General features: G+C 66.2%; 12 protein-coding genes. 5 read left to right on the forward strand and 7 right to left on the reverse strand.

The annotated features are described in order from the left end of the window. Positions 1-53 precede the first annotated feature (53 nt). Positions 54-857: an SDR family NAD(P)-dependent oxidoreductase gene (locus QF036_RS03505; protein WP_307099284.1), complete on the forward strand. Its 804-nt coding sequence runs from the start codon at positions 54-56 to the stop codon at positions 855-857. Here QF036_RS03505 and QF036_RS03510 read toward each other — a convergent pair. Together QF036_RS03510 and QF036_RS03515 are read right to left on the reverse strand one after the other, a co-directional pair. Then, a complete protein-coding gene (locus QF036_RS03510; protein WP_307099285.1) occupies positions 796-1,881 on the reverse strand; it encodes an FUSC family protein in 1,086 nt (361 codons plus the stop codon). The two genes, QF036_RS03505 and QF036_RS03510, sit on opposite strands and share 62 nt — an antisense overlap. Positions 1,882-2,107: 226 nt before the next feature. After that, entirely contained in the window at positions 2,108-3,730 is a 1,623-nt protein-coding gene (locus tag QF036_RS03515) for an MFS transporter (RefSeq protein ID WP_307099287.1), read from the reverse strand. A gap of 156 nt (positions 3,731-3,886) precedes the next feature. Between QF036_RS03515 and QF036_RS03520 the strand changes: the two genes are divergently transcribed. From QF036_RS03520 to QF036_RS03530, 3 genes are all read left to right on the forward strand, one after another. After that, on the forward strand, positions 3,887-4,072 hold the full coding sequence (locus QF036_RS03520; protein ID WP_307099289.1) for a hypothetical protein: 186 nt from the start codon (positions 3,887-3,889) through the stop codon (positions 4,070-4,072). Positions 4,073-4,118: 46 nt separating this feature from the next. Continuing rightward, complete coding sequence (locus tag QF036_RS03525; protein WP_307099292.1) at positions 4,119-4,625, forward strand: DUF2231 domain-containing protein; 507 nt, start codon at positions 4,119-4,121, stop codon at positions 4,623-4,625. Positions 4,626-4,854: 229 nt separating this feature from the next. After that, positions 4,855-5,115, forward strand: a complete 261-nt coding sequence (locus QF036_RS03530) for a hypothetical protein (protein WP_307099294.1) — start codon at positions 4,855-4,857, stop codon at positions 5,113-5,115. Positions 5,116-5,198: 83 nt separating this feature from the next. On the opposite strand, the gene QF036_RS03535 is transcribed toward QF036_RS03530, so the two are convergent. After that, on the reverse strand, positions 5,199-7,775 hold the full coding sequence (locus QF036_RS03535) for an ATP-dependent DNA ligase (protein ID WP_307099296.1): 2,577 nt from the start codon (positions 7,773-7,775) through the stop codon (positions 5,199-5,201). Positions 7,776-7,815: 40 nt separating this feature from the next. On the opposite strand from QF036_RS03535, the gene ku reads away from it, so the two are divergent. Further along, positions 7,816-8,982, forward strand: a complete 1,167-nt coding sequence (ku, locus tag QF036_RS03540; RefSeq protein WP_307099298.1) for a non-homologous end joining protein Ku — start codon at positions 7,816-7,818, stop codon at positions 8,980-8,982. Positions 8,983-9,022: 40 nt separating this feature from the next. On the opposite strand, the gene QF036_RS03545 is transcribed toward ku, so the two are convergent. From QF036_RS03545 to QF036_RS03560, 4 genes are all read right to left on the reverse strand, one after another. Continuing rightward, positions 9,023-9,289: a DUF7218 family protein gene (locus tag QF036_RS03545; protein ID WP_307099300.1), complete on the reverse strand. Its 267-nt coding sequence runs from the start codon at positions 9,287-9,289 to the stop codon at positions 9,023-9,025. A 53-nt stretch (positions 9,290-9,342) separates the two neighbouring features. Beyond that, complete coding sequence (locus QF036_RS03550) at positions 9,343-9,822, reverse strand: SRPBCC family protein (protein ID WP_307099302.1); 480 nt, start codon at positions 9,820-9,822, stop codon at positions 9,343-9,345. 257 nt (positions 9,823-10,079) lie between these two features. After that, entirely contained in the window at positions 10,080-10,358 is a 279-nt protein-coding gene (locus tag QF036_RS03555) for an HPr family phosphocarrier protein (RefSeq protein WP_003799274.1), read from the reverse strand. 51 nt (positions 10,359-10,409) lie between these two features. Then, positions 10,410-12,467 carry a PTS fructose transporter subunit IIABC gene (locus tag QF036_RS03560; protein WP_307099304.1) on the reverse strand — a complete coding sequence of 686 codons (2,058 nt, stop codon included), beginning with the start codon at positions 12,465-12,467 and terminating at the stop codon, positions 10,410-10,412. Positions 12,468-12,469 lie beyond the last annotated feature (2 nt).

The raw sequence follows: 12,469 nt of genomic DNA on the forward strand, positions 1-12,469 counted from the left end.
CACCGCCGTCAAGCAAGGCTGATTCATCGGTGCTGCGGGGCTAGGCTGTTGGCATGACGCCGAACACCGCCAGACCCACAGCCCTCGTCACCGGCGCCACCGCGGGACTTGGCGCCGAATTTGCCCGCCAGCTTGCCGAAAAGGGAAACAACCTGGTGCTCGTGGCGCGCGATACGGCACGGCTGCAGTCCACAGCGGATGAGCTGCAGCGGCGGTACGGAACCACGGCGGAGGTGCTGACCGCGGACCTGACCGACGACGGCGGCGTGGCCGCCGTCGTCGGACGCCTTTCCGACGCCTCGCGGCCGGTGGATGTGCTGGTGAACAACGCCGGAATCGGGCTGCTGCACAACTTCGACGAGAACCCGATCGAGGACGAGCGGAAGCACCTGAAGCTGCACGTGCAGACGGCCATGGAGCTCAGCCACGCCGCCCTGCAGGGCATGCTGGCCCGCGGTTCCGGCCGGATCATCAACGTGGCCAGTGTGGCGGCTTTCCTTCCCCGCGGTTCCTACTCGGCGGCGAAGGCCTGGCTGCTCAGCTTCAGCCGCTGGGCGAACCTCGCCTACTCGCCCCGCGGCGTTAAGGTAACCGCCGTCTGCCCGGGATTTGTCCACACCGAGTTCCATGACCGGATGGGGATGGACAAGTCCGTGGCCCCGGGCTGGACGTGGCTGCGGCCGGGGCGCGTGGTCCGGGAAGCGCTGGCCGACAATGAGCGCGGAAAGGCTGTTTCCATCCCGACCAAGCGCTACAAGGTGCTGGCCGCCGTCGTCCGCGTGGTGCCGGACAGGTTTACGGCCGGGCCGCCGCGCCGGCCGCAGGAGCCGGGCGTCGGTTCCGCCGCGAGCGGATAAGCAGCACCACGAGTATTCCGGTGCCGGCCCCCACCACGGTTTCGACGGCGCGTTCGACGATGAGCACCTGCGGGTCCGCCGGCGCCGCCAGCTGCGTCATCAGCAGGATCACCGGAGTGAACCAGACCATCGCCAGCCCGTAGTGCCGGGTCATGAACAGCTCGGTGCCGAACTGGAAGACGATCACCAGCAGCGCCAGCACCGCAGCCTCCGCCCCCGGGAAAAAGTGCAGCGGAGCCCATGGCCCCGGCAGAAGTACGACGGCGACCAGCACCAGCCCGAGGAACGTCCCCATGATCCTGTGGATGCCGCGGTGGACGCTGCTGGGCAGGTCCGCGCCGGCGAGGGGAACCGCCGCGGCGGCCATCGCCCAATGCGGGTGGCCGCTTCCGGTCAGGACGCCGATGGCGCCGGCGGCCCCGACGGCCAGCACGTAGCGGGCGGCGTCCAGGGCTGTCCGGCGGCGCAGTGCTCCGCGCAGCCGGGCGGACGGCCGCGCCGCGCCGCGGCGCCATGCCCTGCCGCGGACCCAGCCGCCGAATCCCACGAGCAGGGAGAAGGCGGCGGACGCGGCAGCGATGAGCAGCGCCACGTACCAAGGTACGGCGGTGGGAACGGACGCGCAGGCACCCAGGGCAAGGATCCCGAAGAAGGGGCCGTTGGGCCGGAGATGGACCTTGTCCGAATAGACGGAACCTGCGCCGGCCAGAAGGGCTTCGATGCCAACGAGCCACCAGGAGTGCAGGCCGTTGACCGAAAGGAACACGCCCACGGTCACGCCCGAAAGCAGGACCAGTGCCGCCTGGAGCTGGTGTTTGAGCCGGAGCTGGTGCGGCTCCGAGCGGCCGTACATGCCGGTAAGCGCGCCGAACACGGCGTAAATGGTGAGCTCCGGCCGGCCGGCGAGCAAGAGGACGAGGGAGGGGACGGCGACGCTGATGGCCACACGCCATGCGGAGAGGTGGTCGTTGTTGGCGGGGCCCAGGCTGTGGAGCTGCCGCAGGTGGTGCACTACAGACTGCACCGGCACGACCCCTTTCACCCTACGAAGGTAGCACCGCCGCAAAGATCTCACCGCGGGTTGCGTCACAAAGTGAGACAGGCAACAGGGCGGTTCGACTGGGCAGCGCTTTCGGCTTGGCAGCGCTTTCGACCAGGCAGCGCGAAGGCCCGCCCGGTATGCCCCTGGGAAAGGACAGCCCGGGCGGGCCTTCAGTCGCGTCAGCCTTCGGCACCAACAGCCTGCAGCATCAGGCGCGGGCGGGCACCTTGTTCAGTTCGTCGTCGAGGTCCTTATCCAGGTCCTCATCCAGATCCCTGTCGAGTTCATCGATGGTCTCGAACGGCAGTTCGTCGAGATCGATCAGCGGGTTCTCGTCCTGGGTGGCCACCAGTTCACGGGCCTCCGCCGGGGTGTCCACGCTGGGCATGGAGCCGGGCAGCGGGCGCTGGGCGGATTCCTTGAGGAAGTAGATCGCTACGGCACCAACAGCCGAAGTGGCCATCAGGTAGTAGGCAGGCATCATGTCGTTGCCGGTGGCGTTGATGAGGGCATCCACGATGAACGGTGTGGTGCCGCCGAAGATTGCCACAGAGAAGTTGTAGGCAATGCCCATGGCGCCGTAGCGGCTGGCGGTGGGGAACTGTGCCGGCAGCGCCGAGGCGAGGTTCGCAACGTAGAAGGTCACGGGGAATGCGATCAGCGACAGGCCGGCCAGGGTTGACCAGACGCTGCCGATGCCGATCAGCATGAACGCCGGGGCGGCCAGGACCACGGTGCTGACGGCACCGATCCAGAGAACCGGGCGGCGGCCGATGCGGTCAGAGAGCTTGCCGGTCAGCGGAATGCAGAGGCTCATGACCACGAGCACCGGGATGGTGAGCAGCGTGCCGTGGACGGGGTCGTACCCCTTGGATTCGGTGAGGTAGGTGGGCATGTAGGACGTCAGCGCGTAGCCGGCGGTGTTAGCCGCCGCCACGAGGATCATGGCCACGATGATCGAGCGCCAGTAAGCCTTGACGATGCCTACGGGCCCCTTTGCGGCAGCCTCATCACCGGCGGCAGCATCCTTGGCGAGTTCCTCCTGGGCGTCCAGGGTGGCCTGGAACTGGGGCGACTCCTCAATCTTGCTCCGGAAGTACACGGCGATCAGGCCCAGGGGACCCGCGATCAGGAACGGCAGGCGCCAGCCCCAGTCCTCCATGGCGGCCTGGCCCAGGGTCAGCTGCAGCGCGGACACCAGCGCGGCGCCCAGGGCGAAGCCGAGGTAGCTGCCCATGTCCAGGAAGCTGGCAAAGAAGCCGCGGCGCTTGTCAGGCGAGTACTCGCTCACAAAGGTGGTGGCGCCAGCGTATTCGCCGCCGGTGGAGAAGCCCTGCACGAGCTTGAGCACCACCAGGAGGGCCGCTGCCCACATCCCGATCTGCGCGTAGCCGGGCAGCAGGCCGACGGCGAAGGTGCTCGCCGCCATCAGCATCAGCGTGGCCGCGAGGACTTTCTGGCGGCCGATCTTATCGCCCAGCCAGCCGAACACGACGCCGCCGAGCGGGCGGGCGATGAAGGTGGCAGCGAACGTGCCAAGGAGGAACAGCGTCTGCACGCTCTTGTCAGCTTCCGGCAGGAACACGGGCCCCATGGTGGTGATGAGGTAGCCGAACACGCCGACGTCGTACCACTCCATGGTGTTGCCCACGATCGTGCCGCCGAGGGCCTTCTTGAGCATGGGCTGGTCGACGACGTTAACGTCGGATACCTTGAGCCGGCGCCGCGCGAGCAGCTTTGGTTTCTTCGCACCCCGGGGTGCGGCCTGGTTGGTTCCGCTGGCGTTCCTGGCGCCTGCTGAAGAGTCGGTCGTGCTTCGGTCTGTGGGCATTTGGGCAACTCCTGTGGAGGTCATTTGCTTGCGACTTATAGCTGCCCCGCTCCGGGCAGGCCTTCAATTTTACGGGATTTCCATGGAATTCGAGAGTTGGGTGCCGTATGATCACCCGGTTTCGGGGGGTGGAACGGGGCGAAAGTCAGATTTGTTTTGGCCGATCTGACCCCGCCATCCTCCGGATTTTCCGGCTCACCGGCGATCGTTATCAAACCTTTTTCTGGAACAGGGCTGCGGGGGCCCGATTTTCCGCCGATTCCGGCCCTGCCGGCGAGGGAAAACAGCCACGGACGGGTGCTGATTGAACCGTTCAACCGCGGTGCTCGTCTGATTGGTTAGGTCATAACTTCGAGCCAGTTCATCACTTCCAGACAGGGTGTTCGCCATGGACTACGAGATCAGCGGTCTGCCGATGCATGTGTTGCTCGTTCACGCCACGGTGGTCTTCGTTCCGTTGGCGGCCCTTTGCACGCTGCTCAGCCTTCTCTGGCCCGCCGCCCGGCGGCGTTTGGGGATCGTCACGCCGCTAATTGCCCTGTTGGCGCTGGTCCTGGTGCCGGTCACCGCCGCTGCCGGCGCGTGGCTCCTGGACCGCATTGATCCCACCCCGCGGATCAATGCCCATATGCAGCTTGCCGGGACGCTCCTGCCGTGGGTGGTAGGCGTATTCCTCGTGGCCCTGGCCCAGTGGCTGTGGTTCCGCTACGGCACCACACAGGCAGAAGGGATGCGGCGGCGAATGGGCACCGCCGGGTCCCGCATCGCGGGGATTGTCGCCGTCGTGGTCGCCCTGGTGCTCTGCGGCGGTGCCGTAGCTACCGTGGCGGTCATCGGGGAATCAGGGTCCAGGGCGGTATGGGAAGGATCCTTCCGGACCGGGGCTGAGGACTGAGAAAGTCTCTTCCCGGACGGCCTGTTTCTGCCTAAGGTGGACCCATGGGAACACTGATCTTCGAGTAATGCTGGCTCTGGCACTCGCCGCCGCAATCAACTCCGCCTGTTCAGGTTTCTGGCTTCGCACTGCTTCTTGGCTGGAGCAGGGCTAACTTGCCATCCGGTACCGGCGGAAGCACGGATCTCATATGGGGAACACTTCATTTCATCGCGGAAAGGAAGAACAAATGGCCGACTCCCACAACGGAAGCAGCATCAAGCCGGATGTCGCCGCGCATCTGGCGGAATCGATGGACACGCCGCCGCTGCCCACTCCGGAGACCCTGGCCGTGACCACGGCAATGGGTGGGGCGAAGCAGTGGCCGGACGGCAACGGCAAACGGCGCCACCCCAAGGAACACGGCGCAAGCCCCGGCCGCCTTGGACAGGGCGCTGCTGTCACGGCAATCCACCGGACCAGCCGCCCGCAGATGCCGCACTCGTCCTGACCAGCCGAAAATACTAAACAGCCTGGCTGCGCCCAATATTGGGTGCCGCCAGGCTGTTCTTTGTGGCTGGCAGGGCTGGGCCATCAAGGTTGCGGGGATTCCGTCACTACCTCCGCCGGTTCCTTGTCCAGCCGCCAGCCGCGCCACACCGGATGCCGGAGCTTGCCGCTTCCGGTCCATTCACCGAAGGTCACCTCACCCACCAGGGCGGGGTTCACCCAGTGCGCGTCTGCCGCGTCCGCCGAGGGAACGTCATCGAACGGCGACGTCTTCCGGGCCAGCCCCTCCATCTTTTTCCGCAGTTCCTCCAGTTCACGCATGCTGAAGCCGCTTCCCACACGGCCCACATACCGCAGCGCTTTGCCCTCCGGAATGCCGATCAGGAGGGAGCCCACGGTGTTGGACCTGTCGCCCCTGCCGGGGCGCCAGCCGCCCACCACCACTTCCTGGGTCTTCTCGATCTTGAGCTTGATCCACGTGTGGGTCCGCTGCCCGCTCACGTAGCGGCTGTCCGCCCGCTTTGCCATCACGCCCTCCAGGCCCAGCTCGCGGGCGCTTTCCAGGATGTGTTCCACCCTGTCGTCCAGGGTCTCCGATAGTTCCACCGGGCAATCGGCGGGCTTGAAAAAGTCAGCGAGGCGTTCCCGCCGTTTCCGCAGGGAAAGCCTGCGCAGGTCGTCGCCGCCATCGGCCAACAGGTCAAAGAGCATCATCCGGACCGGGATGGCAGCACGGGCACGTTTCACGTCGCCCGGCCTGGTCAGCTTCATCCTGCCCTGCAGGAGCCCGAAGTCAGGCGTGCCGGAAGGCCCGACGGCGATAATCTCGCCATCCGCGATGAAGTCCTGCGGTGGCCAGCAGCTCCGGTCCGTGAATTCGGGATAACTGGCCGACATGTCGTTGCCGTTGCGGCTCAGGAGCCGGATCCGGTCGCCGTCCGCCACTACGAGCGCACGGATCCCGTCCCATTTGAGTTCGAAGAGCCAGTCGCTGCCGTGCAAATCCGCCGGGGTGCCCGCCGAGGCCAGCATGGGGGCCGGGTCCTCCTGGAGGCTATCCCGTCGCGGTGCTGCCGGCCTGGAAGCTGCCGTGCGGGCAGGGCTGGCCGGTTCTTTGGCGCCAGCCGGTTCCCTGGTGCCACCCGGCCTTTTCCGTGCCCCTGGAACCCTGTCCATCAGATGGATGAGCCATTGTGACTCCTCGCCCTGGCCCTTCCCCGTGTGGATCAGGGCGAACCTCTTGCTGCCGCTTAGCCCGCCGCCCTCACGGCCCGTCAGCGTGGCAATGACTTCCTTGCCGTTGACCCATTTCTCGAGCTCATAGACGCCCTTGTCCCAGATGCTCACACTGCCCGCACCGTACTCGCCCTTGGGGATGTCGCCTTCAAAATCGGCGTAGTCCATGGGGTGGTCTTCGGTCTGTACCGCCAGATGGTTTTTGTCCCCTGACTCCGGCACACCCTTTGGCAGCGCCCAGGAGACAAGCACGCCCTCGTGCTCCAGCCGGAAGTCATAGTGGAGCCGGCTTGCGTGGTGTTCCTGGATGACGAAGATCTCCTTGCCCGCCTGCGCCGGTACGCCGTTGCTTTTTGCCGCGTGGTGCTCTTCCGCGGTGAACGGCTCGGGCGTCTTGCCCTGGTCGCGCAGGGACCGGTACTTGTTCAGCCGAGGGTCCGCGTGCCCGCCGCTGCGCGATCCGGCTGTTTTCGGAGGCTCGGGGGCTGCGTGGGTGGTGCCGGGGTGGACAGCATGAGCGGGGACGGGGTGGCCGGTGCCCGCACTGACCGGGGCGAAGGGGTCCTTGCCGGCCGCCACCCGGCGCATGACCTCCTCATAGTCCAGATGCTTGAGCGACGGCGAGCTCAACTCCCGCCAGGTCCGCGGAGCCGCCACGGTGGGGTGCAAGCGCCCGCGGAGCGAATACGGAACGATGGTGGTCTTCGCGGCGTTGTTCTGGCTCCAGTCCACCAGGACCTTGCCGGTCCGGAGGGTCTTCTTCATGTCACTGACGGCCAGGTCCGGGTGGTCGGCCTCCAGCGCCCGCGCCAGTTCACGGGCGAAAGCTGACACCTCATCCGAGGTCTGCGTACCTTTCAGGACCGCGTACAGGTGGATCCCCTTGCTGCCGCTGGTGACCGGAACCGGCTCAAGTCCCACGTCCTGCAGGATGGTCCGGGCCAACTTGGCCACCTCCACGCATTCAGGCAGTCCCGCGCCCTCCCCGGGATCGAGGTCCAGGACCAGCCGGTCGGGAGGCAGGGCACTGCCGTGGGAGTCCACTGTCCACTGCGGCACGTGGATCTCCAGCGAGGCGATCTGCGCCAGCCAGGTGAGGGTGGCAGGATCATTAACCAGCGGATAGTAGTTGGTGTTGCTCTTGTGCGTGATGGCGGCGCGGGGCACCCAGCCCGGGGCAGAGTCGTCCAGGTTCTTCTGGAAAAACATCTCGCCGGGCTGCGCCTCGGTTCCTACCCCGTGCACCCATCTTTTGCGGGTTGCCGGCCGGTTTCTGGCGGCGGGGATCAGCACCGGGGCCACAGCGGCGTAATAGGCGATGACGTCCGCCTTGGTGGTGCCGGTGGCGGGATACATCACTTTGTCGAGGTTGGTCAGGGTCAGTTCGCGGCCGCCGACCCGCACGCGTTCCTTACCGCCGGCCATGGGGCTTCACCTCCGGCGTTGTGTGCTGTTGACTTGTCCCATGAGAGCCATTTGGAAAGGCGCCATCGCGTTCGGGCTGGTCAACGTCCCGGTGAAGGTCTACAGCGCCACCGAGGACCACGACATCAGCCTCCATCAGGTGCACAACGCCGACGGCGGCCGGATCCGCTACCAGCGCCGCTGTGAGGTCTGCAGCGAGATCGTCGACTACTCCGACATTGAGAAGGCCTACGAGGACGACGGCCGGACAGTGATCCTCACCAAGGAGGAGCTCAAGTCCATTCCCGCAGAGAACAGCCACGAAATCGAAGTGGTGCAGTTCGTCCCCTCCGAACAGCTCGACCCCATCATGTTCGAGAAGAGCTATTACCTGGAGCCGGATTCCAAGTCGCCCAAGGCCTACATGCTGCTGCGCCGGGCCCTGGAGGACACCGAGCGCGTGGCCGTGGTGCAGTTCGCGCTGCGGGACAAGACCCGGCTGGGTGCTTTGCGGATCCGGGACGACGTCCTGATGCTGCAGGCGCTGCTGTGGGCGGATGAGGTCCGGGACGCCTCGTTCCCTTCCCTGGACACGTCCATCCGCATCTCCGCGCAGGAACGGGAGATGTCCGCCGCGCTGGTGGAGTCCATGGCCTCCGACTTCGAGCCCGAGCAGTTCACCGACGACTACCAGGCCCAGCTCCGGCAGCTTATCGAGGCAAAACTGGAAAAGGGCGATGCGCTGGACACCGAAGAGACGTTCGGTGCCGAGGCCGAGGGTGGCAAGGGAGAAGTCATCGACCTGATGGAGGCCCTGAAACGCAGCCTCGACAAGAAGCGCGGGGGAGGGGCGGCCGCACAGGAGACCTCTGAAGACGACTCGTCCGAGGACGAACCGTCCGGTCCGGCAAAGCGCAGCGGCCGCAGCAGCAGCCGGAGCAGCACCGCCCAAAAGGACGCCGAAGATTCCGACGCCGAAACTGCCAAGAGCGGTACCGCCAGGACCCGCAGCAAGACCGCCGGCGCCGCTAAGACGAGTGCTGCGTCCAAGACCAGTACCGCTTCCAAGACCAGCGCTGCATCGAAAACCGGCACAGCGTCGAAAACAGGTACGGCGTCGGCGACAAAGACCGCCTCCAAGACCGGCGCCGGTTCCAAAACCGGCGCTGCCTCGAAGACCGATACCGCTGCCAAGCCCACGGCGAAGGCCGCGCGGAAGGGCGCCTGACAGGGCGGGCGCCCCCCGGCGCGGCTGCACGTGCACCCGCTTAGGAATTCCTGAGCGCGGAGATGAGTTCGCTCTTTTTCTTGCCTGAGTACCCCTTGAGGCCGATTTCCTTGGCTTTGCCCTTGAGCTGGTCCACGGTCCAGTCCTCATAGTTCCCGGACTTGCCGCCCTTGCGGCCCACCTCCGAGCGTCCCTTCTTGGCTGCCGCGTTGGAGACGCGGGCCGCCTTCTGCTTCGAGGCCCCCTCGTCGCGGAGCTCTTCGTAGAGTTTTGGACTTTTCAGGCTGGGGTTCTTCTTCCCTGGCATTGCTACCTCCGTGATGGGACGACCCGTCGAAAGGAACGGTCGGGTGGATCAGGTCAGTGGGCTCCCGGACTGTCCACTTCGCCGCGGTCCACCGCGGCTCGCCAGGCGCCCGTCTCGATGCCGCGGGTTTCGATGAACTCCTTGAACCGCATCAGGTCGGAGGACACCTGCTGCTCATCAACGTGGGCGGCGGCTCCGGCCCTTTCCAGCAGGCTCTCGGGCTCCCATTCGAGTTCCACGTTCACGCGGCAGAGGTCCTCGCCCAGGTTCTCGAACGTGACTCGGCCGGCGTTGCGGGGCTTGTCCTTGCTGACCCAGGCAATGCACCGGTCCGGCGTCTGTTCCAGGATCTGTGCGTCGTATTCGCGCCTGACGCCCGCCACGCTGGTGCGGAAATGGAGGGATGTTTCATCGATCTGCTCCACGGACTCGACGCCCTTCATGAAACGGGGAAACGATTCGAACTGTGTCCACTGGTTGTAGGCCGTGCTGACTGGCACCTCGACGTCCACGCTTTCCTGCAAGGTTTCCACTCTGTCATCCTCCTTCAGCCCGGCAGTCCCGGGGTCAATCAAATGGCTGGCCACAGTTCCAAGCTAGTGCGGCGCAGAACCAAAAACAAGAAACTACTAAGGTTGCTTACTTCCGTAAAATCGCCCGCTGGTCAGGTGCGATGACGGCCACGGCAATGCACCAGCGGCCAAAAGCATCCGGAAACGGCAACGGCCGGCCTCCGCTGCAGTGCCCTAACGGGAGCTGCTGCGGAGGCCGGCCGTAAAGCGCGCGGTGCCTACTCGGCGTCGTGATCCGTTTCCAGGATCTGGACCAGGCGCTCGAGGGCGGCGTCGGCGCCATCACCATCGGCCCGCAGCACCACAACGTCGCCGTGCGATGCGCCAAGGCTCATGAGGGAAAGGATGCTGGCCGCGTCCATGGCCTCGTCGGCAGGCTCCCCTTCGCGGGCAATGGTGATGTCGAGGTCAAACTCGCCTGCTGCCTCAGCGAAGATGGCGGCGGGGCGGGCGTGCAGGCCTACGCGGCTGGCGACGGTTGCGGTACGTTCGGACATTTCTGCTCCTTGCATTTGCAGTGTGGGTTGGGGTGCTGAAGGACAGCGCGATCAGACAGTTACGGGGACGCTCTCCACCGTATCAACGGCCTTGCGGGCAGCCCAGCGTTTGAGGGCCACCACGATGAGCGCCGTGACCACGGTTCCGGCCAGGATGGACACGATGAACATCAGGACGTTGCCGATGGCGAAGAACACGAAGATGCCGCCGTGCGGTGCCTGGGACGTGACGCCGAAGGCCATGGTGAGCGCACCGGTGACAGCGCCACCGACCATGCTCGCCGGGATGACGCGGAGCGGGTCCGCCGCAGCGAACGGAATGGCACCCTCGGAGATGAAGGAGGCGCCCAGCAGCCAGGCGGCCTTGCCGTTTTCGCGCTCGGCCAGGCTGAAGAGCTTCTTGTCCAGGACGGTGGCCAGGGCCATCGCCAGCGGCGGCACCATGCCGGCGGCCATCACGGTGGCCATGATCTGCCAGGGCGCCTGGTTGGTGGCGCTGCCGGCGCCGAGGCCGGCGACGGCGAAGGCGTAGGCCACCTTGTTGACGGGGCCGCCGAGGTCGAAGCACATCATGAGGCCGAGGATGATGCCCAAAACGACGGCGGAGGCGCCGGACATGCCCGAGAGCCAGCTGTTCAGCCCGACGGTGATGCCGGCAATCGGTCCACCGAGGAACAGGAACATCGCGCCGGAGGCGATGATGGAGGCCAGCAACGGAATGATGACGACGGGCATCAAGCCACGGAGCCAGCGCGGCACTGACCATGTTCCGATCAGGTGGGCGATGTAGCCGGCGAGCAGGCCGCCGACGATGCCGCCGAGGAAGCCGGCGCCCATGAAGCCGGAGACGGCACCCGCTACGAAGCCCGGTGCAATACCCGGACGGTCGGCGATTGCGTAGGCAATGTAGCCGGCGAGGGCGGGAACCAGGAAGCCCATGGACAGGGCACCGATCTTGAAGAAGACGGTTCCGAGGTACAGGGCGAGGTTGCCGTCGGGAAGGTTGACCAGGGAGTTGTTGGCCAGAATGTCGTTGGCCTTGGTGCCCAGGGCGATGTCGAACCCGGCCAGCAGGAAGCCCAGCGCGATCATGAGGCCGCCACCGGCCACGAACGGGATCATGTAGCTCACACCGGTGAGCAGTGCCCTCTTCAGCTTCTGGCCAATGTGCTCGCCCTTTTCCGCAGCTTCCTTTTCCGCCTGCTCTTCGGCACCGAAGTGCGGGACGCGGCGCGCGTGCGGGTCGTTGGCTGCGGCGAGTGCTTCCTGGACCATCTTGGCGGGTTCGTCGATGCCCCGCTTGACGGGCGCGTTGATGACCGGCTTGCCGGCGAAGCGCTCCTTGCCGCGCACGTCCACGTCCACGGCGAAGATCACGGCGTCGGCTGCGGCAATGATTGCCGGGTCCAGCGGCTTGGCGCCGGAGGAGCCCTGGGTCTCGACCTGCAGGTCAACGCCCATTTCCTGGGCCGCGGCCACGAGGGAGTCCGCGGCCATGTAGGTGTGCGCGATGCCGGTGGGGCAGGCCGTGACGGCGACGAGGCGTCGCGGTCCACTGGCAGCAGCGTCACCGGAAGTAGCGCCGGCAGTGGCGGCACCGGCAGCAGTAGCGCCGGCAGCAGCCGGGGCCGCTGCTTCGGGGGCGGAAGGGGCCGGCTTGTCCGCCAGGGCGTTGTCCACGAGCTCCACGATTTCTTCCCGGGACGTGGCCGCGCGGAGTGCACCGGTGAAGTCCTTTTTGATGAGCGAGCGGGCAAGCTTGGACAGCAGCTTCAGGTGCTCCTGGTCGGCGCCGGCCGGTGCAGCGATGAAGAAGATGAGGTCGGCAGGACCGTCCTTGGCGCCAAAGTCGACGGGCTGGGACAGGCGTGCCATGGCAAGGGTCGGTTCGGTCACGGCAGCCGAGCGGCAGTGCGGGATGGCGATGCCGCCGGGAACGCCCGTGGCAGTCTTCTGCTCGCGGGCGAAGGCATCGGCGAAGAGGCCTTCAACTTCGCTGGCGCGTCCGTTGGCGGCAACACGGCCGGCCAGGTGCCGGATCACGTCCTCGGGCGAATTGCCCAGGTTCTGGTCAAGCTCGACCAGGTCCGCGGTGATGAGCTGAGTCACTG

The sequence above is a fragment of the Arthrobacter globiformis genome (assembly GCF_030817195.1).
Classification (GTDB): domain Bacteria; phylum Actinomycetota; class Actinomycetes; order Actinomycetales; family Micrococcaceae; genus Arthrobacter; species Arthrobacter globiformis_D.

Bases quoted from the DNA above. Each gene is read 5' to 3' on its own strand.
- QF036_RS03555 (WP_003799274.1), bottom strand. From the start codon at position 10,358: ATGTCCGAACGTACCGCAACCGTCGCCAGCCGCGTAGGCCTGCACGCC.
- QF036_RS03545 (WP_307099300.1), bottom strand. From the start codon at position 9,289: ATGCCAGGGAAGAAGAACCCCAGCCTGAAAAGTCCAAAACTCTACGAA.
- QF036_RS03530 (WP_307099294.1), top strand. From the start codon at position 4,855: ATGGCCGACTCCCACAACGGAAGCAGCATCAAGCCGGATGTCGCCGCG.
- QF036_RS03505 (WP_307099284.1), top strand. From the start codon at position 54: ATGACGCCGAACACCGCCAGACCCACAGCCCTCGTCACCGGCGCCACC.
- QF036_RS03525 (WP_307099292.1), top strand. From the start codon at position 4,119: ATGGACTACGAGATCAGCGGTCTGCCGATGCATGTGTTGCTCGTTCAC.
- QF036_RS03535 (WP_307099296.1), bottom strand. From the start codon at position 7,775: ATGGCCGGCGGTAAGGAACGCGTGCGGGTCGGCGGCCGCGAACTGACC.
- QF036_RS03515 (WP_307099287.1), bottom strand. From the start codon at position 3,730: ATGCCCACAGACCGAAGCACGACCGACTCTTCAGCAGGCGCCAGGAAC.
- ku (WP_307099298.1), top strand. From the start codon at position 7,816: ATGAGAGCCATTTGGAAAGGCGCCATCGCGTTCGGGCTGGTCAACGTC.